Genomic DNA, 25,031 nt, shown 5'->3' with positions numbered 1-25,031 from the left:
GGGGAAGAGGATGCATAGGATGCATAGGAAAGAGGATGCATAGGATGCATAGGAAAATTCTCTATTCTCTTTTCTCTATTCTCTTTTCTCTCTTCCCCCCACACCCCACACCCTACACCCTACACCCCAAAAGCCCGATGGCGGCCGATGGCGGCCCCAACCAACAACCAACAACCAACAACTAACACCAAATTGATGAAAATTTTCGCTAAATTCAGTTTAATTCTGATTCTATGTTTTTCCCTATTGGTTGGTTTTGGCGCTTTCACTAGCCAACCCGCAGGGGCATTGATGGAAAAGACCTATGAAGCCCCTGGACAAGTGCTATATAAGTCTCGTCATAGTTTGCGCGATCGCAGTGGCAATGCGTGGCAATTAATCTTTTTTAAACGATCCACTGACACTGAGGTACTTAGTATTAGTTTGCGGTTGGTGGGGTTTCCCGGTGTGGTGGAAGTAGCGCATCCGCAACCGTTAAAACTGATTACGGATAGCGGTGAATTTATTGCTGAGGATATGTTTGCCCAAGAGTCCCCAGCCCCGAATGTGGGACAGTACGATTTAAAAGATATTTTATTTGATTTGCCCACCACTGGCTCGATTCGTTTGTTAATTCCTAACGAAAAAAATGACTATCCCCTGCGTTTACCGCCATCTTTGGTATTGGAATGGCAAAATTTGGTGAATTTCTAACATCCCAACTGGATTTTTCCGGCAGTTTACGGAATTTTGCGGCACAATTATCTTAGAGGATGCGTTTTGTTGCAGAAATAAATCAGAGCAAAATCAGAAAAATATGTCTTTAGAAGTCGATGTAAAGTTTAATTCCGTTTATGGGCCGGTGAAGTCTTGGCGATATGGCCGATCGCTGGGTATCGATCCCATTGGCCCAGTTTCTACTTGTTCTTTTAATTGTGTCTATTGCCAACTGGGGGAAATTGTCGATAAAACCCGCGATCGCCGGGTCTTTTTGCCCACAGCAAAAATCTTAGGAGATTTACAGCCCTTTGCCCCTTGGGATGTGGATATTGTCACCCTCAGCGGCAGCGGTGAACCTACTTTAGCCGCTAATTTAGGGGAGATTATTACCGAGATTAAGGCATTAACTCATTGCCCGGTTCTCGTGTTAACCAACGCTACTTTACTCAACGATTACCAAGTTTGTCAAGAGTTAGCTTTGGCGGATAAAGTCTCGGTAAAACTTGATGGGGTTTCCCCAGACAAAATGCGCGGGGTTGACCGACCTGTTGCCGGTATTGAATTGCCCGATATTTTAGCGGGCATCAAAAAATTTAGCCAAATGTATGGCGGTGAACTGGGGATTCAAACTATGCTTTTGAACCCGTGGAAAAAGGAAGACCGAGAGGAATATATCAAATTAGTCCAGGCGATCGCCCCCACAGAAATTCAACTCAACACCCCCACTAGGCCGAAACCCTTAAAACATGAGTTAGAAGGACGAGGAAATCACGAACCAGATCGGCAATTTTCTTATCCAGTAAAAGTTTTAAAATGTGTTAGTTCGGATATTTTAAAACAATTTGCTGAAGAAATTACCGCCGCCACTGGGATTTTAGTTCGTTTTGCCCCGGCAAATTAACTGAGTAGTAGATAGTAGGTTGGGTTTCGTTCCTCAACCCAACCTACGAATAGAATACATTACAGCACTTTTCTATTGAATCTACCACAAACACCTGTAGGGGCGAAGCATTCCGTAGGGGCGATTCGCGAATCGCCCCTACGATGCTTAGAATATTGTACGGGCGTCCTTGCGAAGCCCATGCCGTCAGGCCTTATGGCCATTCGCCCCTACGGAATGCGCGGGTCAGATCATGGTTCAGTAAGAAAGAAAACCGCTGTAATTAACAATTAACATAAAATTGGCTAAAAAAATGAATAACTCAACCATAAATCCAACGGAAAATCCCGCCAACATTCCCCCGAACCACTTAAATATTATGGGCTATGTAGACGAATCAGAAGTCAACGGCCCCGGATATCGGGCAGTGGTTTGGGTACAAGGATGTAAACGAGAATGTGATGGCTGTTTTAATCCCGCTTCTTGGCCATTTGAAATTAAGCAATTAATTTCTGTGGATGAACTGGCTAGTCAAATTATCAGTAATCCCAAAAATCAAGGGGTGACTTTTTCTGGGGGTGAACCCTTTTTTCAAGCAAAAACTTTAGCACAATTAGCGAAAAAAGTCAAGACTGCGGGCTTGAATGTAATGTCTTTTAGCGGCTTTACCTTAAAAGAATTACAAGGAGAAAATGCCCCAGAAGGTTCTCAAGAGTTACTGGCAGAACTGGATATTTTAGTAGATGGCCCGTTTGTTAAATGTTTGGCGGTTAATACTACCGATTCCCTGGTTTCTTCCCGGAATCAAAAGGTGCATATTTTTAATCCAGCGTTGGAAAATCAGCTAAACTGGGCCAGCGATCAAATGGAAATTCATGTGCTGAAAGATGGCAGTTATATTATTACCGGCTATCGCGGGCAGATGGATTTACAAAATAGATTAAGTTAAGGAATTACCCCCTCTACCTTTATCCTCCGTGTGACTCGGTGGTTTCCAGAGTCGAACCACAGAGTCACAGAGAACACAAAGAGAAAAAATTTATCTACTAAACAAGCGCTGGGCTAAATTAGCGATCGCCTCCCAAAAAAATTGGAACTCAGAAACCGGGTTTCTTCTCTCGGTGCCACAGTTAACTCTAATATCCCCAAAAGAAACCCGGTTTCTTGGCTTGGATCAAAAAACCGATCGCCGCCAAAAACAGCGATCGCTCATCAAAACAATTGCCTGGGACTCAGAAACCGGGTTTCTTTTTTCGGTGCCACAGTTAACTCTAATATTCCCAAAAGAAACCCGGTTTCTTGTCTTGGGGTAAAAACGCGATCGCGAAGCGTCCCGGAGGGAATCGCCCCCAAAAAAGCGATCGCCCCCCAAAAAAGCGATCGCCCATACAAAAAGCGATCGCACATCAAAAAAGCGATCGCAATTTGTTGGTATGTTTTGGTTGGGTTTCCTGGCGTCAACCCAACCTACAGGCTACAGGCGATCGCTGTTGTAGCCCGTAGGTTGGGTTGAGGCACGAAACCCAACACAAACCCCAATATAACCATGTTATTCTTATCCTAACCATGTTATTTTTAAAAGTATGCGATATCGTCGAGCAAAAACACCGGGATCAACTTATTTTTTTACCCTTGTCACCCATCAGCGTCGGCCAATTTTGTGTCAAACTTAAAATATCAATTTACTCAGGAATGCTTTTCGATACGTTATCAAACAACATCCGTTTAAAATTGATGCAATTGTGATTTTGCCCGACCACCTCCATAAGATTTGGACATTACGGGAAGAGGATGCGTATTTTTCGACTCGCTGGCGGTTAATTAAAAGTTATTTTAGCCGGAAATGTAATGCTTGTTTTCAATGTAATATGACCGCATCCCGACATCATAAGGGAGAAAAAGCGATTTAGCAACGCCGATTTTGGGAGCATCAAATTAGGGGCGATCTAGATTTTGTTAATCATGTGGAATATATTCATTATAATCCGGTGCATTACGGATTGGTTCGGTCGCCGAAAGATTGGCAATTTTCGAGTTTTCACCGTTATGTTGAAGCAGGGGTTTATGATTTGATGTGGATGGCTGAATAAAAATTGATGTTTGATGATCATATTGGCCAAGAATAAATCGTAGGTTGGGTTGACAAAGGAAACCCAGCATCAAATCAAAATTAATTTGCTTAACCACAAGATTAACGTAGGTTGGGTTAAACGAAGAACAACCAAACCTACCATTGTTAAATATGTGAAAAAGCCACCATAATTATCTTTCTAGGGATGATTATGTTGGGTTTAATTCTTCAACCCAACCTACGGGCTACTGAGAAACTGGCGTATATTTCGGCCCCACTGGTATCGATGAGGATTTCTTGGCAGAAATCCGAGTTTGTTGTGGGCTCATTTTTTTGTGGTAGATGAAAATATTCAGGATAACCTGTTATTTTAAATCTTATTTCTGCCGCGATGTTATAGACTAAAGTCTAGTATTTTTTCCTAGGTTTCTGCTTAAAATAGTTTCGTAGGTTGGGTTGAGGAACGAAACCTAACACACAGCGGTTTTCTGCCCTTGTAAACCACACCCGTCGGGGATTTTAATCCCCGTAGGGGTCAACGGCCGTTGACCCCTACAGGCGGTTAAAACCGACTAATTATGCTTGGTAGGGGTCAACAGCCGTTGACCCGTACAATAACCGTTGACCCGTACATAATTTTAGTCGGTTTTAACCGACTTGGGCTATTAGCCAGGGAATACGATTCCCTGGCGGTTATTCGTTCCTCAAACCAACCTAATGACATAAATATTAATAGTATCCGGCTTGGGTTCGGGATGGTTTTTTATGAAGGAAAATCTGGCTTGGTATTCCAGTAATATCGACTATTTGCTCCAGTCGATCGCCTGTGTTCAAGGTTTACTGAATTCTCACATTGCTGAGTCGCGGGGTGAAGAAAGTTTAAGTTTGGACGATGATTTGGCAGAACTGGCAGATATTGCTGATGCTATGCATTTTTCCCCCAGGTTGGAAGAAGTTTGTCAGACTTTTGATTTATCCAATTTTGAACGGATGATTTTGCTTTGTTGTGCCGCACAAGCGATCGACCCTAACTTTCCCAACTTATTTGCGATCGCCCATAATAATGCCGAATTAAATTATCCCACTTTTCAACTAGCTTGTCAGTGTTTTCCCGAAGTTCATTGGGATGCTTTCACGGAGAATCGGCCTTTGCGTCGCTGGCAATTGGTTCATTGTGCTACCAGTCCTGAATTGCCTCGGGCTTGCTTACAAATTGATGAAGCAATTTTACATTATTTCATGGGAGAACCTTACAGCGATCCAATTCTTACTGGGGCGATCGCTCGTGAATTTGATTCCCCGTCACCACCGATTTCTCTGCAACCTTCTTATCAAAAAATTGTTAACCAAATCATCGCTATTTTTCAATCCCCCCAAACCCAGGTGCCGATTATTCAATTATGCGGCACTTTGCGAGAATCCCAACGAGAAATTGCCGCAAATGTGAGCGTAAATTTAGATTTACCTTTGTATTTTATCCCCAGTGATGCTATCCCCAGCGATCGCACCGAAATCAAATCCTTAGTCATGCGGTGGCAGCGCTGGTATCTCCTCGAACCCAGTTTATTGCTATTAGAAATCAAAGAATCTGGGGCAATAGCAGAAAAACAAAAAATCAGCGCAATCAACAGTTTTTTATAATCATTAAAAGTGCCGTTTTTCGTTGCCACAGACCAAAGATTGTCCCTTTCCCATCCGGTAGTCATCACTTTTGATGTTGCTGGTTTAGAATATGCAGAACAACTCGATCTATGGCAAGGGGCATTACCGGATACTGAAGGGGAAATCGGCGAACAACTCGAACGATTAGCGGCACAATTTCGCTTATCCCCAGGGATGATTCAAACTGCCAGTGCTGCGGTAAAATTAAATATAGAATTAAATACAGAAGTCAATACAGAATTAGAACCATTAGAAGCCAAAGAATGGGGCGATCGCTTATGGGATTTTTGTCGATTACAAGCCCGTCCGCACTTAGAAGGATTAGCCCAACGGATTAATGTTAAAACCTCCTGGGATGATTTAGTCTTGCCAGAACAAGAAAAAAAGATTTTAAAGCAAATTCTGGCTCAAATTCGCCAGCAAGCGAAAGTTTATCAAAAGTGGGGATTTGCCCGCAAAAATCAGCGAGGATTAGGATTAACTGTATTATTTGCCGGAACCAGTGGCACCGGCAAAACTACCGCCGCCGAAGTTTTAGCTTATGAACTGAATCTAGACTTATATCGCATCGATTTAACTTCAGTAATGAGCAAATATATTGGGGAAACAGAAAAGAATTTACGCCGCATTTTTGACGCCGCAGAAACCGGCGGCGGAATTCTACTATTTGATGAAGCGGATGCCCTATTTGGCAAGCGAAGTCAAAGATAGCCACGATCGCCACGCAAATATCGAAGTTAGCTATTTATTACAACGCATGGAAGCTTATCAAGGATTGGCCATTCTCACCACTAATTTAAAAGAGGATTTAGATCAAGCTTTTTTGCGTCGGCTGCGTTTTATTGTCAACTTCCCCTTTCCCAAATCCCCGGAACGTAGCGAAATTTGGCAGCGGGCTTTTCCCCAAGAAACTCCTACTAAAGAACTCAATTATAAACGTTTGGGTCAATTAGATATTACCGGGGGCAATATTAAATCTATTGCTTTAAATTCTGCTTTTTTAGCCGCTGATGCCAATGAACCTGTGATGATGAAACATATCCTAGAAGCTACGAAAACCGAATATCTCAAATGGGGGCGATCGCTTTCCAATTTAGAAACCAAAGGATGGGATATTTCTTAGCGATCGCCCAAAATCTTATCTCTCTCTGTGGTTCTCTGTGTCTCTGTGGTGAAAAAACCAATGAATCAACCACAGAGACACAAAGGACACAGAGAAATTACCACTTAACTACAATTGATCGATGTAACAAAATCGTAAACAAACTACATAAAAAAACATTTTACTATGGTCAATTTTAAAGAGATTGTGAAGATAATTATTTTTCTTATTTGTTTGGGTAAATTGTGGTAAAATAAGGAGTATATCCCCCCTAATCAAGCATAAGATTAATTAATTAATCAACCGGGGAACCCTCACCATGTCACATTCCACCTTAGTTTTTATTGACCCTAACGTAGCCGATTATCCAACCTTAATCGACGCCATTCCCTCCGATGCGGAAGTGATTATCTTGGATGGCACCCGCAATGGCCTTGAGCAAATCACGGAACGGTTAGAACTAGCAGAAAATATCGCCGCGATTCATATTATTTCTCACGGGGAACAAGGCCGGTTTAAACTAGGGCAAGATACGATTGATGAGCAGCAGTTAGAAATCTATCGCCCGCAGCTACAACAGTGGCAAAACTCTCTAACTGCAAATGCGGATATTCTATTATATGGATGTGATATTGGGGCAGACCTTCAATTTATTTCAAAACTGAATCAATTAACCCAAGCCGATATCGCCGCAAGTGACGACAAAACCGGCTTTGGGGGCGATTGGGAATTAGAAACCCAAGTGGGCAATATCGAAACTGCACCCATTACCCCGACAAACTATGACTACATCCTGGCCCCTCCCACTGCCAATGCGGACAGCAAAGCGATTACAGGCAGTCTCACCAGCAAACAACTTGATGTCCTAGGCAACGACACCGGAACCGGGCGACTCACCGTGGAAAGTATCAACACCACGGGCACTAACGGCACTGTCATAATTAATGATTGGATTTATGTCGGTGGTCAATTCACCAGTATCGGCGGTCAACCTCGCAGCCGCATTGCCCGGTTAAACTCTGATGGTAGTGTCGATCCCACCTTTAACCCCAATGCGAATAGTGATGTCAATGCGATCGCCCTAGATAGCAGTGGCAACCCTTATGTTAGTGGGGCTTTCACCAGTATCGGCGGTGAAACTCGCAACTACATTGCCCGGTTATACCCCACCACGGGCGCTGCCGACCCTCAATTTAACCCTAATGCGAATAATTATGTTTGGGCGATCGCCCTAGATAGCAGTGGCAACCCCATTGTCGGTGGCAACTTTACCAGTATCGGTGGTGCAACTCGCAACCGCATTGCCAAGTTAGACCCCTCCACTGGTGCTGCGGATCCTCAATTTAACCCCAATGCGAATAGTGATGTCCGGGCGATCGCCCTAGATAGCAGTGGCAACCCCATTGTCGGTGGCGACTTCACCAGTATCGGCGGTGAAACTCGTAACCGCATTGCCAAGTTGAACCCCACCACTGGTGCTGCGGATACCACATTTAACCCCAATGCGAATGGTTATGTCTATGAAATCGCCCTAGAACCCATTGTCGGTGGCTATTTCAATAGTATCGGCGATCAAACTTACAACCGCATTGCCAAGTTAGACCCCATCACTGGTGCTGCGGATACTCAATTTAACCCCAATGCAAATGATTGGGTCTATGCGATCGCCCTAGATAGGAGTGGCAACCCCATTGTCGGTGGCAGCTTTACCAGTATCGGCGGTGAAACTCGCAACTACATTGCCAAGTTAAACCCCACCACCGGCACTGCGAATACTACCTTTAACCCCAATGCGAATAGTACCGTCGAGGCGATCGCCCTAGATAGCAGTGGCAGCCCCATTGTCGGTGGCAGCTTTACCAATATCGGCGGTGCAACTCGCAACCGCATGGCTAAGTTAAACCCCACCACTGGCACTGCGAATAGTACCTTTGACCCGAATGCGAATAATGTAGTCAGGACGATTACCATTGACCCGAAACGAGATATCCTCTACACCCCCACTGCCAACTTCAACGGCTTGGACAAATTTACCTACAATGCCCGCGATCGCAACGGGGTCAGCAGTCCCACCACCGTCACCGTACTGGTCAACGACTCCCCAGTCTTAGACAACACTGGCAGTCCCACCCTTAACCCGCAAAACCAAAACAACAATAACAGTAGCGGCACCTTAGTCAGTACCATCATCGCCAACTTGGGCGGCAGCAAAATCACCGACCCCAATGCCAGCGCTTTACAAGGCATTGCCATTACTGCCTTAGACACCACTAACGGCACTTGGCAATACAGTACCAATGGCACCACCTGGAATGCTTGCCCGACAGTTTCGGCAAATAGCGCCCTATTATTAGCCAGTGATACTAATACTAAAATCCGCTTTGTTCCCAATACGGATTATAACGGCACTATTGCCAATGCCATCACCTTTGCTGCTTGGGATCGAATTACGGGCACCAATGGCGGAACCGCCGACTACACCACAGACCGGGCAACTAATACCACCTCTAGTGTTTTTAGTAGTGCGACTGAAACCGCCAAGATTACCATCAACTCTGCACCAACCATTACCAGTGTAAAAGTTCCCACTGACGACAATTATAAAATCGGCGATGTTCTCACCTTTACGGTTAATTTTAGTCAAGCAGTCAGGATTACCGGCAGTCCAACTTTACCGATTATTTTAAATAATCGCGGTTTGGTTAATGCCACCCTTAATGGAACTGGTGCATCAGCGACTAGCCACAATTTCACCTATACAATTGCCTCTGGTGATTTAGCAACTAATGGCATCACCGTAGGCAATGCTTTAAACTTGCCCGCCGATGCCACAGCAACAATTCAAAATGTTAACGGCGACAACGCTATTTTAGATTTAAATAATGTCGCATCTACAGAAAATGTATTTGTGGATGGGGTTGTCCCAACTGTCACATTAACTTCTAATGCGGCTGACCTAGTAACAGATCCATTCAAAGTCACAGCAAATTTCAGTGAATCTGTCACCGGCTTCGAGGCAACAGATATTAAGGTGGGGAATGGCAAGGTCATTAAATTTACCCCAGTTGATGCTAAAACTTACACCTTTGATATCACTCCTATTGTTAATGGTAAAGTCACGGTAGATATTGCTGAGAATGTGGCGAAAGATAATGCGAAAAATAATAATATTGCTGCAAATCAAATCACTCGAAATTCCAATATTATTCTCACTAATGTTAGTCTTAATGGTAATGAAAATACGGATATTGTCTTGACGGCAAACGACTTTATCAACGCATTTTTTGATGTAGACAATGACAGCTTATCGAAAATTAAAATAACTTCGCTTCCCGCTAACGGCATTCTTAAATTAAGCGACGCGGCAGTGAAAGTTAATCAAGAAATTGCGGCGGCTGACTTAAATAAACTGACTTTTACCCCGGATGTCAATTTTAACGGGAATACCAGTTTTACTTGGAATGGATTTGATGGGAAAATTTATGCAGATACCGATGCAACGGTTAACCTAAATATTGGCTTGATTAATGCCCCTAGTCTGAAAACTATCAGCAAGTCTGGAGATCAAAATAGTGAAATTGCTTTAGCTGAGACTGACTTTACCAATGCTTTTGCTGACCCAGACAATGATGGCTTATCCCAAATTAAAATAACTTCGCTTTCCGCTAACGGAATTCTCAAGTTAAATGGCACAGAAGTTACGGTTAATCAAGAAATTGCCGTTGACCAATTAAGTAATCTGACTTTTACGCCCAACACTAATTTTAATGGCAATACCAGTTTTACCTGGAATGGTTATGATGGCAAAACTTATGCCGATACTGATGCCTTGGTTCATGTATCCATTGGTAATATTAAACTGATTCAATCTTTATTTAGCACTGATGTGCAGGAAAATGGCGGATTTGATTTATATAAAGTCAAACTTGCCACTCAACCTACTGCTGATGTGACGATTAATATTACCACCGATGGCCAAACTAATTTAAATAACTCAGGGAGTAACTCACCATCAAGTTCTTTAAAGGTATTATTTACCCCATCAAATTGGAATATTGCCCAAACTATCATCGTGACGGCGGTGAATGATAATGTTAAAGAAGGGTTGCGTAGTAGTGAGATTATTCATAGTATTACCAGTAGCGATTCTCAGTATAATAATTTAACGGTTAATTTAAGCGCTAATGTGAGCGATAATGATGATTTAGGAGAAGGGTTTGAGGGTGAAAATCGCCCAAATTTAGCAGGAACTAATCTGACCGATCGCCTCCTTGGAACTGTGGAAATGAATATTCTACATGGACGAGAAGGTAATGATTTTATTGATGGTCAAGGGGGGAGCGATCGCCTTTATGGTCGGGAAAATGATGACTATATTTTAGGAGGGGATGGCGATGATAAAATTTGGGGCGGTCAGGGCAATGATTATATTGAAGGTAGTGCAGGCAATGATTTAATGTTTGGGGAAAGTGGCAGCGATCGCCTGTTAGGAGGAGATGGCAGCGATCGGCTATTGGGTCATAAAGACAATGACTATTTATCGGGGGATTTAGGTGCAGATACCCTCACGGGAGGGCAAGGACGGGATGTATTTGCGATCGGGTTAGGCATGGGCGGATTGACATTAGAATCAGCCGATGTTATTACTGATTTTAATGTGCAGGAAGATTTTATTGATTTAATGGATTCTGCCACCGAAGAGGGCTTAAATTCTGAATCCTTAAATATTACCCAAGGAACGGGAAATCATGCTAACGATCTCATCATTCAGCATCAAGCAACTGGGGAATATCTAGCCATTTTACAAGGAGGTCAAGGGATTGAACCTAATTTAATTCAGTTTATTTAAGATATTAACCACAGAGACACAGAGGACACAATGCTGGCAAGTCGCACATTGTTTTTTGTGATACAATAAAATAAAAAAAAATAAAAATATAGAGAGAAACCGAAAGTTGTGAGTTACGATAACGCTTGCAAATTTATGGCCGATCGCTATCCGGAAGATTTTATCCGCTATTTTCTCTCGGTAGATCCCGCAGATGTTTCAATTCTTAAAACCGAGTTAACCATTGAACCCATTCGTGCGGATTCTGTAGCCTTTATCAAAGCAGGAAATCGCATTGCTCACCTGGAATTTGAAACCCTGCCAAAAAGCGATCGCACTCCCATTCCTTTGCGAATGTTGGATTATTACACTCGATTAAAGCGGCAGTACAACTGTGAAATTCAACAACTGGTAATTTTCTTAAAAGAAACCAGTTCACCTCTGGTATTTGAGAACCAATACCGAGACACGAACACCGAACACCGCTATGGGATTATCCGACTTTGGGAACAAGACCCAGCGCCGTTTTTAGCCAACCGAGGGTTATTACCTTTAGCCCCTCTTACTCGGAGCGAAAACCCCCCTACCCTTCTGCAACAAGTGGCCAAAGAATTGGCTAAGATATCCTCAGAAGAGGAACGGCAAAATATCTCTGGTTGTACGGAGATATTGGCCGGGTTACGCTATGAAAAAGATTTGATTCGTCAACTATTCCGAGGAGATATTATGCAAGAATCGGTGATTTATCAAGAAATTATCCAAACTGGACGCCAACAAGGAGAAGTTGCGTTAATTAAACGCCTACTGTCGCGGCGGTTGGGTAATATTGACTCAGCAATATTACAAGGAATTGAGAGATTATCTATCCAACAACTAGAATCATTAGCCGAAGCGTTATTAGATTTTACTACGATGGAAGATTTACTGATTTGGTTGAATCAATCTAATTAAATCCATCTGATACCACTTTCAAATCGCCCTCACCCCAAGCCCTTTTGCGAGGGCGCAGGGCTTTGAGAGAATTTTAAGATTTTTTTATTAAGAGGAGATATTATGCAATAATCGGTGGTTTTTGGTCAAAATTATCTCCTCTCTGTGACTATTTGTGTCTCTGTGGTGAAAAAAAACCAATGAATAAACCACAGAGACACAGAGGACACAGAGAAAAAAGTGGGGTGTACTCTACGAACCAAAAAATTTTTGATTTGGGCGTATTGTTTAGTTAATCAGGTATTTGTATAATGAAAAGAAAAATTACTAATTTTGAGGGTCTTCGCTAGTTGCCAACCACATCCCCCTTTTATTCCTTATTCCTCGTAGTCTTTTTCCTGACCCTAGGAGTCAATAAGGGTCTAGTCTTTGCCCAAACAATTACCCCAGCAACAGACGGGACGGGAACTGTTGTCACTACTGAGGGAAATCAGATTAACATTACCGGGGGTAAAACTTCTGGAGATGGGGCAAATTTATTTCACAATTTCCAAGAATTTGGACTGAGTGATGGACAAATTGCCAACTTTTTATCGCGTCCAGAAATTGTCAATATTCTCGGACGAATTTCTGGGGGTAATCCATCGTTAATTAATGGTTTAATTCAAGTTAATGGTGGAAATTCTAACCTCTTTTTGCTCAATCCGGCAGGCATAGTATTTGGTCAAAATGCTGCCTTAAATGTCCTCGGTGATTTTACCGCCACCACTGCCACCAGTTTAGGCTTTGATGCCGGAATATTGCAAGTATTCGGCAATAATAATTATACCACATTAGTCGGGAATTTGATTTATTTTTCTTTTGACAATATTCAGCCAGGGAGTCTGATTAATTTTGCCGATTTAGCGGTGCGATCGGGACAATCTTTATCTTTAATTTGCAGCGCCATACTCAGTACCGGGTCGAGCGCTGCCCCCCAAGGGAATCTGATTATTACTGCGGTTCCAGGGGAAAGTATTTTGCGGATTAGTCGGCCCGGACATTTACTTAGTTTAGAAGTGAGTTTATCCAATTTAAAAACTGAGGCTTTTAATCCACTTTCTCTCCATGAATTATTAACCGGGGGTGGCAATATTATTGATGCCAACCAGGTGACAGTCAATGAAGCGGGGCAAGTAGTTTTATCCGGTTCTGCCTTGGGGATACGCAATGGGGATGTGGTGCTTCACCCCACAAATCAATCAAATCAATCGGCAACAATTATCTCAGGAAATGCTAGTTTATCCGCTGCTAATAATTTAAGTTTATTCGGGATTGAAATCCAAACTAGCCAAGATTTAAATTTATTGGCGAAAAATACGCTGATTGTTCGGGATAGTCAAAACCCATTTTCCGCGATCGCAGGCGCAAATATGAATCTAACTGGACTGCAAAAAATTGATATTTTCGCCCTGAATTCTGTCAACCAAGGCGCAACTTTTCAGGCAGGGGGTGATATTACCTTAATTAGTGGGGGAAATATTGCCACCGATGCTCATTTTGCCACGGAGGGCAATTTCTTTATTCGTACTGTAGCAGGCGATTTCGGTGATTTTATCAGTTATTATGACCCAATTATTAGTGCTGATGGTAATGTGAGTTTTGATGAATATACTGGGGTTTCCTTAAAAGTAGAAGCCACGGGAGGAATTGATGCCGGGAATATCATCATTACTAACCCAGATGTGACTTTATCCGGTTCTCCGGATCCTGATGCGGAAATCTTGGCCAATTCCCCAGCATTAATTTTAAGATCCGGCGTTTCTAGTCTGAGTAATCCGGCGAACATTCCCCCTGATTTGACCGTGGTAAACACCGCGTTTCTCTCTGACTCCGAGCAACTTAATCGTGATATTTCTGTGAGTCAGATTTCCACTCCAGGGTGGCCGGTGATTATTAACTCAGGCGGCCAATTAATCATTGACCGAATCGTCACCCAAGGAGGAGATATTAATCTTTTTGCCCAGGGTAATATGCAAATTATGGGCTTGTTAAATTCACTTCAGGTAAGCCCAGTATTACATTGAGATGATTTTCCATAAACCTAAGCTCAAAAATTTTTAGGGTGAAAGGGTTAGTTTCACAAAACAGCTAAATTTTATCAGTTTAGGGCTTAACTTTGAGCCTGGTAACTAAACTTAATGATTTTTTCAGGATTTGGCGGACTTATAAGACTCTTTTTTTCAACATGAGAAGCTAGAAGCGTTCATGTATATTAATTTCACCTTTTAATTTTATGCAAATACTCATATTAAATTAGATAAACTTATCACCATAAGTCCTAAAGAGCCCAATGGTTTTAATTTTTTCCAACTTATGTCGTTGGGCTAAGGCATCAAACCTAGAAAAAATTTCATTCAATAACTTGACTAACTCCAGAGCATAAATTTGCGCGGATAAATTAGTAAATCCCACAATATTTGCAAACATCACTGTCACCGATTCAAAGTTATCGGCAATAAGCCCCGGATTTTGTTTCAGCCGTTGAGCAATTAATTTTGGCGAAATATTTAACAACAGCGTCTCCGTATTTTCTTGCTGATAGCGCAACTTTTCATTTGAATTTGTTGCCAAGCCATACCAATTTGAATCGATAATTGGGTTAATAAATCCACTTCTGAGGGGTGCCATTGACGCACCTGAGTACAATCATCGGCAATCAGCAGTCCGTAAACTTCTGAATTTAGAGAATCTTCTTTCAGATTATCGGTGTATGGCTCCTTATTTTCTTCAGAAATGCTGACAGTTTGTTGAAAAATTGGCACCACTAAATGAGAGCGCAAGTCCAGTCCAGAATGAAATCAAAGGAAGTGACAGACTAGATTGCTGAATATCTGAAATCATCTGAATGTCAGGCGATCGCTGAATATAAGCCTCCTGAAAATATCGGTAATCTTTAAATTTAAAATTGATAACCCTTGGTCTACCAAAGATTCTTGGACAATTGTTTTCGATCAGGATTTAACCGTGCGATCGCTACGCAATCTACTTGCAAAAATTCTCGCACTTCTCTAACTGCCGTTGAGAGAATCTCTGTCAAATCTAAAGATTGACGAATCCGCTGAGATATCTGACCCAAAAGTTTTTCTCGTTCGGCAATTTTTTGCAATTGAATATTTTGCAATGTCAGTTGTTGCTGTAATTGCCTAATCTTAATTTGATTTTCTAGCCGTGCTTAAATTGGCTTTTAAAAGGCTTAGTAATATAGTCGGCACCGCCCAGCCCACATCAAAGGCTTTTATTTTAGCCGATACATGATACATCTCTAATAAAAATTATGGTAATTTCACAAGTTGTTTGATTAGACTTGATTGAGTTTAAGACACACTTCATATCCCGCATAGTAATATCCATTAAAATAATATCTGGAGCAGTTTTTATATGGTTATTAACGCTATTTAACCACTCAATGCTTGACGAAATAGCCATGAATCGATATTTTAAAAAATTTTTGAAATTAATTTAAGTGTGATCAATAATTAAAATATTGATTCACAGATTGTAGATATTTTTTTATTTTACAATTAAAAAAATATCTAAATTTTTAATTTTTAATAGCAGCAATAATTAAAAATTAAATTAATCTAAACAAAAACAAATCAATTTATTCAAAAATTTTACTGTTTTTACATCAAATTATTCGATAAAACATTAAACGTTTGATTTGTTGGTAAAGAGACTGGTTTATTCTTATATCCTAAATCAGGGACCTAGTTAAATTTTTTTTGAGTAACTCGCTGATTTGAGTGGCGTCAAACAGGTCTGACAGGGAGGCAACCTACCGAGGCAAGTCATAGCCTAAACTCTCGATTTCATGGCTGATTCCTGGGAAAAAAATCAGCGTTGTCAGTGGGTTTGACAACGCTATTCGGCAAATTTAACTTGATGATTTAGGGTGAAATAATTTATCAACCACTAGATTGATAGATTCACCAATTTGTTTTTTCAGCCTCCATTTCTGGAAATTCATTTCATACTCTTCTGAATTTATTTCATAATTTTTCCAAGTCTTTAAAGCGAGAATTAATCCCCAAACTAGCGCAATGGTTAGACCAAAGTTAGCTGATTTAAATAGAACCAGGTTTAGCAGAATGAGAAAAACGTTGACAATGAGATAACGCACGAAATTTTGTTTTAATTGATTGCGTCGGTATATATCAAATTGCTGACGTTCCTTAAATTCATCTTGTTTCGCCAGCCATTGTGCTTCGGCTTGCTGAAGATTTTCTGGGGAGATTCCTAGTTCATCGGCCATTTCTAGGAGTTGAACGCGAGAAAAATCTCCATCGATCGCTCTTTTGGCGATCGCTAATTGGAGAATTTGCTGTACATCTTCTTGGCTGTAGGATTCTGGCATTTTATCCTGGGTAATCAACAACGGATTACAATATCTGTTTTATTTCTATTGTAATCTCTATTGTAATCAATGGTGCCTCTCTGTGGCAATGATGTCAGGTGTGGTTTACCGTAGACTGAAGCCTTACTGACGCCCTACTGAAGCCTTGAAGCAAAAGGCATCTGTTTGATCCTTCAGGGGAGGTTGACGAAGGGAGGTTGACGAGACGATCCAGAAAATTGGCGATCGCTGAATGGATTGCCTACATTAATTTTTTAACATTAATCTTAAAACATTAATGTTAAAATTTTATCCGCCTCTCGTGCTAGGGTAAACTCAATTAAGATGACTGGGACGAAAATTTACTGGGCAAGCGCAAAATTAATCAGTTTTTTATTCTTTTTTGATTTTTGCAAAAAAAATTATCGATCAATCTGCCATCATTTTCCTATCTAAAATGGGTAAATTTTCCCTGTATTAACCTGAATAATTTTTGTTAATTATTTGATTATTGATTAAAATTTTGCTTGCGATTATTCTGGTTGTTTTTGGTTATTTTTGGTTATTTTTTATCTAGCTAATTTAAATGTCAAATCAAACATCATTAATTAATCCTACCTTTCTAAAATCTGCTCTCGATCGCCATCCTCAATTTGTGACACCGAACATTTCTGTCCGGGAAATTAGCGAGGAAATCAGCCACTTAAATGCAAGCTGTCCTCTGTTTGCATCAAAAAATTACCCAGAATTACCCGATTACCCTGGGGCTAATATGGCATCGGGTTATATGTTGGTAGTTTCCGAATCTGCTATCAGCGCCGATGCATATAACCCGACTCTAAATACTGAAAATATGCTAAAAATATCAGATATTTTAGGGATTGTCACCGTCCCAGATATTCTCCAAGCGATCGCAGAGAAGAAACCAGGTACAAATTTCACGGTTGTTGATGTAATGAACCCAAATTTACTCACGCTTTATCAAGCGCAAGCTGAGGATATTTTCTCGATTGCTAATCTTTGGCGGCAGTCGGGGATTTATCCCATATTAGTGTCTGACACCAGCGGGTTTTTTTTAGGGGCGATCGCTCCCTCTAAGATTGTTCAACAACTTGAATCTCTTGAATCTGGTGAAAATTGGCTAAAATGGCACTCGTTGAAAAATGTATTAAATCAAAAAGTGATTCCAGCTTTGTTGAGCGATTCTTTAGCAAAAATTGCCCAGCTTATGCGGCAAAATCAGGGAAGTTATGTGTTAATTTTTGAGGAGTTAAATGCTCAAAGAGAAGCGATCGCCCAACCAGAACATATCCCCACGCCCCTGGGCATTGTCACTGACCAAGATATCGTGAATTATTGGGCAATTGGCCTAGATTTATCGACTATAAAAGCGAAATCTGTCATCGATCATCCTTTACCGGCGATCGGTGTCGCAGCGTCTTTATGGTCGGCTCAAAAATCTATGGGACAATGGCAAACTTCAGCCTTAGTAGTTTCTAGCGATCAGGGAGAATTTATGGGAGTAATTGATCGAACAAGCTGGCTAAAAACCTTAGACCCTGCCGAAATGTATCAGACAATCGCACAACTGCAACAAAACCTAGAATCAAAAACCGAAGCAGTAAATAGAAAGAATACAGAGTTACAAGCAGAAATTGCCAAACGCAGAAAGGCCGAGACTACATTAGAAACTATCCAAAAAAATTTAGAAAGCTATGTAGCAGAATGCACCGCTGATTTAAAAGTAGTTAATGAACAGCTAAAAAAAGAGATATTGCATCAGCAGGAAGTAGAAACTGCACTGCGAAAATCAGAAGCCCAATCGCGAGAACAAGCACGTCAACTAGAAATCGCTATTGAGAAACTACAAAAAACTCAAGCCAAACTAATTCAAATGGAAAAAATGTCTGGGTTAGGTCAGCTTGTGGCCGGAATCGCCCATGAAATTAATAACCCAATTAATTTTATTTATGGCAATATCACTCACGCCAGCACTTATATTACGGATCTGCTGAAGCTACTGAATATTTATCAAAATACTTATCCCAATCCTAGCCAAGAAATTGAACAAATAATCGAAGAAATTGAGTTAGATTTTTTGGCGAATGATTTACATAAAATTTTGCATTCTATGCAGGCTGGGGCAGAACGAATCCGCCAGATTGTACAATCTTTACGCAATTTTTCTCGCCTCGATGAGGCTGCCATTAAGGAAGTCGATCTGCATGAAGGACTGGAAAGTACATTAATGATTTTACAACATCGGCTCAAAGGCAAATTAGGCAAACCCAACATTGAAGTCTATAAAGACTATGGGAATTTGCCCAAGGTGGAATGTTACCCTAGTTTGCTAAACCAGGTCTTTATGAATTTACTAAATAATGCGTTAGATGCTCTAGAAAATAAAGAACCACCCCAATTAATTACGATTAAAACCCGCGCTTTTACTGTTGATAATTCCCAGTTAGAAACTACTGAGGATTCAGAAGGGGTAAAAAACTATGTCAGAATTTCCATTATTGATAATGGTCGAGGGATTGAGGAAACGGTGCAAAAGCGTCTTTTTGAGCCGTTTTTTACCACTAAACCTGTGGGCAAGGGCACGGGTTTAGGGTTATCGGTTAGCTATCAGATTGTGGTGGAAAAACACTCTGGTAGATTAGACGTGATTTCTGCTCCTGGGGAAGGAACAGAGTTGATTATAGAAATTCCCGTTAAACCAACCCATCATCCTGAACCACCTTTATTTGAGAAAGCATAATAATAATTATTATGTAGGGTGGGCAATGCCCACCTACAGGATGCTACAGGATTCAGGGTAAATATTCAGGGTAACTATTGATAATTCACCTTGGTATTTTAATTGGGATTCCTCCTTGATTTAAGGATTTACTTAAAGCGGTGATAATTTGCACTAATTCTGCTCCTAACCAGCCAGAGGAAATGGGCTGATTTTTGCTGGGTTGATTGGGATTTATTACGAGGTCAAGAAAGCGATCGCACACTAAGCGTAAAGGTTCTCCAGGGGACACAGCAATTACCTCAGATTTTTGCCCCACAGGTTGCCATGTTTCGTTATTTCGTTCTAAGAAACCATGCTGAATCATTAAGGGAGCATTCGGTGACATTTCATCAAAAATTAAAGTGCCTTGACTGCCAGCCACACAGAGACGCCTTTGCTTGTCAGGATTACACCAGCACAGATGAATCCGGGCTTCAAACCCACTAGGATAGGTCAGGTTTACGGTGACAAAATCCGCTAAACCTTGGGTAAATAATTTATTTTCTGTGGTTATTTCTTGAGAAATGTTGCTGTTAGCAGAATTTCCCGATCTTTCTAACCAAATTTTGCCCGTTGCTTGCACCTGAATCGGTGTTTCTCCTAGCCAAAAGTTGAAGATACAGATGTCGTGAATAGCTAAATCCCAGAGGGCATCAACATCCGATCGCACTGGGCCTAAGTGAGTTCGGGCAGCGTACCCATAACGCAATTTTCCCAAAGCCGCGATCGCCTCTTTGCCCCGTTGAACTGCCGGATGAAATAAATAAGTATGATCGACCATTAATTGCCGCTGTTTTTGTTCGGCTAAATGGCTAAGTTCCAGACATTCTTGCGGATCGAGGGTTAAGGGTTTTTCTGCTAATACATGATAGCCCTGATTTAAGGCATCTTTAATTAAACAATAGTGAGTAGAAGCAGGAGTGGCGATCGCCACCGCTTGAATTCCGGGCAGTTCTCGCACCTCTGCCCAATCTTTGGCCAAAACCACTGATGATAAATCTAAATTAAATTGCTGCTGAACCGCTGGCAATCTTTCCGGGTTTTGGTCTACTATTGCCACTACCTTTGTTAGGGGATTTTGGTAAAATTGGCGCACCAAATGAACGCCCCAGCGACCCACTCCTACCACCACAATGCCGATTTTATTTGACATTAGTTAATCTGCTCAATTTCTCAAGTTTTAACTGCGGTTTCTTAATTTGGGATTGACAAATTGATTCAATCCTTCGCCAAATAAAGATAAGCCCACCACCATGAAAGTCATAGTACAACCGGGGAAAAAAGCAGTCCACCAAATGCCCGTGGGTAGTGCTTCTAATGCTTGGCGCAAATCGTGACCCCATTCGGGAACTTCTTCGGGAACACCTAATCCTAAAAACCCTAAACCACCGAGGACTAAAATTGCATCGGCAGCATTCAGGGTAAATAATACAGGAACACTTTGAATCACGTTGAGAAATAGATAACGGGAAAGCACTGTCCAAGAACTTGCTCCCATTGCTTGGGCCGCTTCAATAAATAGTTCGGTTTTTACGCTTACCGTGTGATTTCTGACTACCCGATAATATTGGGGAATATAGGAAATACTTAAAGCGATCGCGGCATTAAAAACCCCTTTGCCTACCACAAATGCCAGGGTAATTGATAATAATAACCCGGGCAGAGTGTAAATGGTATCCATGATAAACAATAAGATGCGATCGACGCGACCACCAAGATAACCACTCAGCATCCCCAAAGGCACCCCAATTAACATACTTAAAGCCGTCGCTAAAATCACCACTTGCCACGCCACTCTACTCGCCATTAAAGTGCGGGAAAACACATCATAACCCAGGCGATTTGTGCCAAATAAATAATCAAATGATGGGGGCTGATGAATGGGATTACTCAAAAATTCTGTCGGGTCTTGTAACCATCCCCAAGATTGAAATAATGGGGAAAATAACGCAATCATTACAAAGAATAGGGTAATGATTAACCCCACCCACATAAACAGGAAATCTAGGCTAGGGCGGTTCGTTTGAGCTAAAATTTTGGGCAGTTTTAGTTTAGTTAAATTCATTGGGCAACCAGCAAAATTCTTTGGTGATTATAGCTTACGCTATTCAGGGATTAAATAGGTTATTTTTTGTCATTGGTTATTCGTTATTGGTTATTCGTTATTGGTTGCAAAAAACTATGTAGCAGATAACAAGTAACAGATAAAAAATATTAATTAATTAAGCTTTGAAGTAACACCGAATTAATAGTCAAGTCAAATTTTCATGGAATAAATTGGGCGGGTTTGCAGATGCCAACGAGAACAAGTAAAATAGAACAAATTCCTATAGCTTTATCATCAGGAGACTAAATTGAGTATTATTCTTTGCACTCAACATAAAGGAGGTGCTGGAAAAACAACATTGGCAGTTCACTTGGCAGGTTTTCTGGCAACTCAGCTAGGTCGTATTCTTCTAATTGATTGCGACACACAAAGAAATGCTTGGCTTTTTTATTTTCGTAGCAAGGCGCAGACACCTTTGCAACTGAAAGAGCATAGCAACCAATTATCAATTATTTGGAATCCCGATCGGGAGCCAATTCGACGCATAGCGGATACTCAAACTTACGATCACATTATTCTGGATATGAGTACACCTTTACCTGACACAGTTAAAGTTATAGTCGATAACTACCCTGACGTTGTGTTGATCCCTGTTAGCCAGCATCCTTGGGCAATTGAAGGTTTATCTGACACTTTACCAGTAATTTCAAAATTAGAGGAATTTGCCGGTTTTACTCCTGAAGTTGCAATTGTACCACTAGGATCATATAAACAAAAGATTAATGAAAAAATGCAAAGTATATCACGCTTGCCAAGTAACTACAATCTAGCAAATCGGATGAAAAACTTAAACAAAGAAGTAGATAGGGCTTTGGATGAGGGAAAGCTGATTTGGACTTATCCAGGTTTGGAAAATTTGCAGGAATATTTTAGCTCGCTTCTCAGTTAGTTTATGTGTAAAATAGGAGGTTATGATGACAACCAAAATTTATCGAGAACAATCAGCTAGAGAAAATGGAGCCGTAGACTATTTAGTTTCTTCTGGCTTACATAAACGTGATTCCGGTCTGAATGAGTCATCGGTAAAAGTTTATCTATCTGAAGATCAAAAACAGAAAGTAGAACAGTATTGTGACGTATTTGGTGTTTCTGTGAGAACTATGCTGAATTCTTGCATACAATACATCATTTTTTTCTCTAAAGAAAAAGGAGTTGAGGCAAAAGATTTGCAATATTATCCCAAGCGGTTAGGGTCTATTGGTTATGACCTGCTGCTCAATGCGGAAACATTAAGTAAACTTAAAGACTCAGGGGTGCAAGAAGTAGAGGAGGCCGCCAAATATGCTGTTGCGGGTATTAAAGTTTTATATGAAAAGAATTTGAATCTTAGAAAAAAAAGCTCTAATTGAGATAAAAATTGAAAAATGTTCAGAGATCCAACAACCTACTATCTGATCAAAGGGATTCTGCAAGCTGAAAATGATTCCAAGCAGAGGCTTGGTCAAAAGTTTGCAGATTGCCTTAATCTAACACCAGGGTCAGAAGGACCGGACGACGGTGTTGATGGTTCAACTTACTTTGAAGGCAAAAACATTCATTTTCAATCTAAATTAAGCAGTAAACCTTTAGATAAAGATGAAGCTCGTAAATATTACTCAGATATCAAATATCATCAAGCAGATGTAAGTATTATGTTATCTGGAGTGGGCTATAAAGAAACATTCAAAGAACGTCTTTATGGTCATCCAGATATTCATCAGGTTGTGATTCATCTATTAACTTTGCAAGATTTGTTTGAAAATACAGAAGCTTTTCAGAATGCTTTGAAATATCTTCCACCGCTGGAAAAATTAGAAGGAATTGTCAAATCACAGGCTGATTAGCTTGATGGAATTTTCGGATCTCCGGTTGAGTTTTTCATATATGATTGCCAATCTATCGTTAGTGCTTATTGGTTATTGGTTATGATTTATTAGTGTTTTTTCCAAATCACCAATAATCAATAACCAATAACTAATAACCAAGCAGAAGATTAAATCCCCTCAACATCGGGGGCTGAGGATATTTTATAGGTCAACATAACCTCTTTTTGCGTATAAGGGGCTAAGGTCAATGTCCAATGACAAAAACCATTTTCATCGGCGGTGATTTGCTCGGTGGTTTTATCCTTAATTACCTCTATCTTGACTTTTTCTAATTCTGAGACGGGCACCCGTTCAGTGGTTTTAATCGCTCTAGTTTCTGCGCCAATATTGGATAAAAATAGCTGAGTGGTGGTGGTGATACTTTTCCAACGAGTAATGGCGTTTTTTTCTGATTTTTTGGTTTGAGTGCGTTGCACTCGCATGGCGGCATCTGGCCCCCACCCCAGGGCAAATTTTTCCCCTGGGGCAATGAATCCCACAGAGGTTTTGCCGATTAATTCTGTGGTGCGTAATAAGTCTACGGGGCCGGCTAAAATCGGAAAATCGGCGCGATTAATTTGTTCGCTTTTGAGGACGACTTGCGGGACGATTTCTGGCATTAATATATATTCGATTTTTGCTTCGGATTCAAAGGTAAATAAGGGGACACGATAGGGACGACCATCAGAGGGAATGGTGGCTTTAGTGCCCGATCGCAATATGCGGACTTTTCCCCCATCATCCACCCCTGGTACGGTGATAGTATCGGGGCTAGGTTCACTGCCTAATCCGGGTTTTTCTATGGTGCGATCGCGTGTTTCGACAATAATTTTCTTCTCTATTTCTTGCAGACTTAACTCATCATCGGTTAATAGGGGTGGGTCGCTACCGAGAGAGGGTCGGGCGGTGGAAAATATTAAATCTACATTTTCCCAATCTTCCCCCGTTCTTTGCCAGACGCAGCCATCACATTTAAAGATCAGTTTAGGCTGTTCTCCTAATAATAACCGGGCTTGGTGCCACGGACGCCATAAAGCATTAGGAACTACATAATCTATGGCAATTTCATAGTCGCCCTCTGTGGGAATCATTAAGTCTATTTCCAGGTAAGTAATATAGACCCGATCCGGTCGGGATAAGCTGGCAAGGCGATGCTTTAAATCGTCGATTTGCTGTTGGATTTCGCTGCAAATCCGATCGCTGTTGAAACCTTCCAAGCGGCGATCGCGCAATTCCTGAAATAGAGTTTTGATTTGTTCCTGCCCACTACTCAGGTCAAAATTGCCCCAAATCGCATCTTGCATCCACTCAGAAATCCCCAGATTAAGAACTTTGTTGATTTCCTGGGCAAATTTATCATTTTGCTGCCGGTCTGCGACGATATTTGTCACCTCTTGGGTAAGCGATCGCAACTCCGCTTCTAACCGCTGAATTTCTGCTGGTTTTTCCGCTGCTTTAACAATCATTTCCCGACGGACTCGCACATCATCAATTCTGGCATTAGGATAGTCTCCAGAAAATTCTGCCCGTAGCGATTTATTCGCCATAATTGGTGAAACATTTTCCACCTTAACTCGCCACAAACCAGGGGTTAAGTTTATTTTCCCCATACGCTGAACTAAAGCCCGGTCTTCTAACAATGTCACCGTAGCAACTGGTGCATCTAGGGTTAAATTTTTAATCTCTTTTAAGCTGGTTTCCATACTTGATTATTTGGTTAGATCAAAAATATCTTCTGTAGGTTTGTTGGA

The 25,031-nt window shown here is 41.2% G+C and carries 22 protein-coding genes and 1 pseudogene; 16 read left to right on the top strand and 7 right to left on the bottom strand.

The window, feature by feature from the left end:
* Nucleotides 1-195 precede the first annotated feature (195 nt).
* From AM228_RS08010 to AM228_RS07960, 12 genes are all read left to right on the top strand, one after another.
* A complete protein-coding gene (locus tag AM228_RS08010; RefSeq protein ID WP_054465614.1) occupies nt 196-693 on the top strand; it encodes a DUF3122 domain-containing protein in 498 nt (165 codons plus the stop codon).
* 103 nt (nt 694-796) lie between these two features.
* Nucleotides 797-1,600, top strand: coding sequence for a radical SAM protein (locus AM228_RS08005; RefSeq protein ID WP_054465602.1), 804 nt, complete (start codon nt 797-799; stop codon nt 1,598-1,600).
* Between the two features lie 75 nt (nt 1,601-1,675).
* The gene (locus AM228_RS32095; protein ID WP_156331619.1) at nt 1,676-1,873 is read left to right on the top strand and encodes a hypothetical protein; all 198 of its coding nucleotides are present in this window, start codon (nt 1,676-1,678) and stop codon (nt 1,871-1,873) included.
* Between the two features lie 19 nt (nt 1,874-1,892).
* Entirely contained in the window at nt 1,893-2,528 is a 636-nt protein-coding gene (locus AM228_RS08000) for a 4Fe-4S single cluster domain-containing protein (RefSeq protein ID WP_054465601.1), read from the top strand.
* A gap of 141 nt (nt 2,529-2,669) precedes the next feature.
* The gene (locus tag AM228_RS32090; protein WP_156331618.1) at nt 2,670-3,092 is read left to right on the top strand and encodes a hypothetical protein; all 423 of its coding nucleotides are present in this window, start codon (nt 2,670-2,672) and stop codon (nt 3,090-3,092) included.
* A gap of 229 nt (nt 3,093-3,321) precedes the next feature.
* Nucleotides 3,322-3,489, top strand: a complete 168-nt coding sequence (locus tag AM228_RS35010; RefSeq protein ID WP_231636696.1) for a hypothetical protein — start codon at nt 3,322-3,324, stop codon at nt 3,487-3,489.
* Between the two features lie 926 nt (nt 3,490-4,415).
* The gene (locus tag AM228_RS34095) at nt 4,416-5,291 is read left to right on the top strand and encodes a hypothetical protein (RefSeq protein ID WP_054465598.1); all 876 of its coding nucleotides are present in this window, start codon (nt 4,416-4,418) and stop codon (nt 5,289-5,291) included.
* A 9-nt stretch (nt 5,292-5,300) separates the two neighbouring features.
* The gene (locus tag AM228_RS34090; protein WP_054465597.1) at nt 5,301-6,023 is read left to right on the top strand and encodes an ATP-binding protein; all 723 of its coding nucleotides are present in this window, start codon (nt 5,301-5,303) and stop codon (nt 6,021-6,023) included.
* Entirely contained in the window at nt 6,001-6,435 is a 435-nt protein-coding gene (locus tag AM228_RS34085) for a hypothetical protein (protein ID WP_231636695.1), read from the top strand. The genes AM228_RS34090 and AM228_RS34085 overlap by 23 nt, the downstream gene beginning before the upstream one ends.
* 298 nt (nt 6,436-6,733) lie before the next feature.
* Nucleotides 6,734-11,263: a DUF4347 domain-containing protein gene (locus AM228_RS07970; RefSeq protein WP_054465595.1), complete on the top strand. Its 4,530-nt coding sequence runs from the start codon at nt 6,734-6,736 to the stop codon at nt 11,261-11,263.
* A gap of 108 nt (nt 11,264-11,371) precedes the next feature.
* Nucleotides 11,372-12,193 carry a DUF4351 domain-containing protein gene (locus AM228_RS07965; RefSeq protein WP_054465594.1) on the top strand — a complete coding sequence of 274 codons (822 nt, stop codon included), beginning with the start codon at nt 11,372-11,374 and terminating at the stop codon, nt 12,191-12,193.
* A 329-nt stretch (nt 12,194-12,522) separates the two neighbouring features.
* Nucleotides 12,523-14,238, top strand: a complete 1,716-nt coding sequence (locus AM228_RS07960; RefSeq protein ID WP_054465593.1) for a filamentous hemagglutinin N-terminal domain-containing protein — start codon at nt 12,523-12,525, stop codon at nt 14,236-14,238.
* Between the two features lie 262 nt (nt 14,239-14,500).
* On the opposite strand, the pseudogene AM228_RS07955 reads toward AM228_RS07960, so the two are convergent.
* The 4 genes and pseudogenes from AM228_RS07955 to AM228_RS07940 form a co-directional block, all read right to left on the bottom strand.
* A pseudogene (locus tag AM228_RS07955) lies at nt 14,501-14,761 on the bottom strand (adenylate/guanylate cyclase domain-containing protein); the annotation flags it as partial.
* Nucleotides 14,722-14,994: a GAF domain-containing protein gene (locus AM228_RS35005; protein WP_054465591.1), complete on the bottom strand. Its 273-nt coding sequence runs from the start codon at nt 14,992-14,994 to the stop codon at nt 14,722-14,724. The gene AM228_RS35005 and the pseudogene AM228_RS07955, both read right to left, overlap by 40 nt.
* Before the next feature lie 140 nt (nt 14,995-15,134).
* A complete protein-coding gene (locus AM228_RS07945) occupies nt 15,135-15,335 on the bottom strand; it encodes a GAF domain-containing protein (protein ID WP_054465590.1) in 201 nt (66 codons plus the stop codon).
* Nucleotides 15,336-16,088: 753 nt separating this feature from the next.
* Nucleotides 16,089-16,568, bottom strand: a complete 480-nt coding sequence (locus AM228_RS07940; RefSeq protein WP_054465613.1) for a 2TM domain-containing protein — start codon at nt 16,566-16,568, stop codon at nt 16,089-16,091.
* A gap of 565 nt (nt 16,569-17,133) precedes the next feature.
* On the opposite strand from AM228_RS07940, the gene AM228_RS07935 reads away from it, so the two are divergent.
* The gene (locus tag AM228_RS07935; protein WP_054465589.1) at nt 17,134-19,308 is read left to right on the top strand and encodes an ATP-binding protein; all 2,175 of its coding nucleotides are present in this window, start codon (nt 17,134-17,136) and stop codon (nt 19,306-19,308) included.
* An 85-nt stretch (nt 19,309-19,393) separates the two neighbouring features.
* On the opposite strand, the gene AM228_RS07930 is transcribed toward AM228_RS07935, so the two are convergent.
* The gene (locus AM228_RS07930) at nt 19,394-20,482 is read right to left on the bottom strand and encodes a Gfo/Idh/MocA family protein (protein ID WP_054465588.1); all 1,089 of its coding nucleotides are present in this window, start codon (nt 20,480-20,482) and stop codon (nt 19,394-19,396) included.
* Between the two features lie 27 nt (nt 20,483-20,509).
* Complete coding sequence (locus tag AM228_RS07925) at nt 20,510-21,394, bottom strand: ABC transporter permease (protein WP_054465587.1); 885 nt, start codon at nt 21,392-21,394, stop codon at nt 20,510-20,512.
* 289 nt (nt 21,395-21,683) lie between these two features.
* On the opposite strand from AM228_RS07925, the gene AM228_RS07920 reads away from it, so the two are divergent.
* From AM228_RS07920 to AM228_RS07910, 3 genes are read left to right on the top strand one after another with little or no spacing between them, the layout of a single operon-like run.
* Nucleotides 21,684-22,325: a ParA family protein gene (locus AM228_RS07920; RefSeq protein ID WP_054465586.1), complete on the top strand. Its 642-nt coding sequence runs from the start codon at nt 21,684-21,686 to the stop codon at nt 22,323-22,325.
* A 22-nt stretch (nt 22,326-22,347) separates the two neighbouring features.
* Nucleotides 22,348-22,785, top strand: a complete 438-nt coding sequence (locus AM228_RS07915; protein WP_156331617.1) for a hypothetical protein — start codon at nt 22,348-22,350, stop codon at nt 22,783-22,785.
* A gap of 15 nt (nt 22,786-22,800) precedes the next feature.
* Nucleotides 22,801-23,259, top strand: a complete 459-nt coding sequence (locus AM228_RS07910) for a hypothetical protein (protein WP_054465584.1) — start codon at nt 22,801-22,803, stop codon at nt 23,257-23,259.
* Between the two features lie 149 nt (nt 23,260-23,408).
* Here AM228_RS07910 and AM228_RS07905 read toward each other — a convergent pair whose 3' ends face one another.
* Nucleotides 23,409-24,983 (bottom strand): mucoidy inhibitor MuiA family protein, encoded by a 1,575-nt coding sequence (locus tag AM228_RS07905; protein ID WP_054465583.1) that lies wholly within the window; start codon nt 24,981-24,983, stop codon nt 23,409-23,411.
* Nucleotides 24,984-25,031 lie beyond the last annotated feature (48 nt).

Origin of the sequence: Planktothricoides sp. SR001 (assembly GCF_001276715.1) — a bacterium.
GTDB lineage: Bacteria > Cyanobacteriota > Cyanobacteriia > Cyanobacteriales > Laspinemataceae > Planktothricoides > Planktothricoides raciborskii.
Note: the sequence above shows the minus strand (reverse complement) of the source record. Positions and strands in the feature narration are given on the sequence as shown.

Coding starts and splice junctions, on each gene's coding strand:
- AM228_RS08010 (WP_054465614.1), top strand. CDS start 196: ATGAAAATTTTCGCTAAATTCAGTTTAATTCTGATTCTATGTTTTTCC.
- AM228_RS08005 (WP_054465602.1), top strand. CDS start 797: ATGTCTTTAGAAGTCGATGTAAAGTTTAATTCCGTTTATGGGCCGGTG.
- AM228_RS08000 (WP_054465601.1), top strand. CDS start 1,893: ATGAATAACTCAACCATAAATCCAACGGAAAATCCCGCCAACATTCCC.
- AM228_RS34095 (WP_054465598.1), top strand. CDS start 4,416: ATGAAGGAAAATCTGGCTTGGTATTCCAGTAATATCGACTATTTGCTC.
- AM228_RS07970 (WP_054465595.1), top strand. CDS start 6,734: ATGTCACATTCCACCTTAGTTTTTATTGACCCTAACGTAGCCGATTAT.
- AM228_RS07940 (WP_054465613.1), bottom strand. CDS start 16,568: ATGCCAGAATCCTACAGCCAAGAAGATGTACAGCAAATTCTCCAATTA.
- AM228_RS07935 (WP_054465589.1), top strand. CDS start 17,134: ATGTCAAATCAAACATCATTAATTAATCCTACCTTTCTAAAATCTGCT.
- AM228_RS07930 (WP_054465588.1), bottom strand. CDS start 20,482: ATGTCAAATAAAATCGGCATTGTGGTGGTAGGAGTGGGTCGCTGGGGC.
- AM228_RS07925 (WP_054465587.1), bottom strand. CDS start 21,394: ATGAATTTAACTAAACTAAAACTGCCCAAAATTTTAGCTCAAACGAAC.
- AM228_RS07915 (WP_156331617.1), top strand. CDS start 22,348: ATGATGACAACCAAAATTTATCGAGAACAATCAGCTAGAGAAAATGGA.
- AM228_RS07910 (WP_054465584.1), top strand. CDS start 22,801: ATGTTCAGAGATCCAACAACCTACTATCTGATCAAAGGGATTCTGCAA.
- AM228_RS07905 (WP_054465583.1), bottom strand. CDS start 24,983: ATGGAAACCAGCTTAAAAGAGATTAAAAATTTAACCCTAGATGCACCA.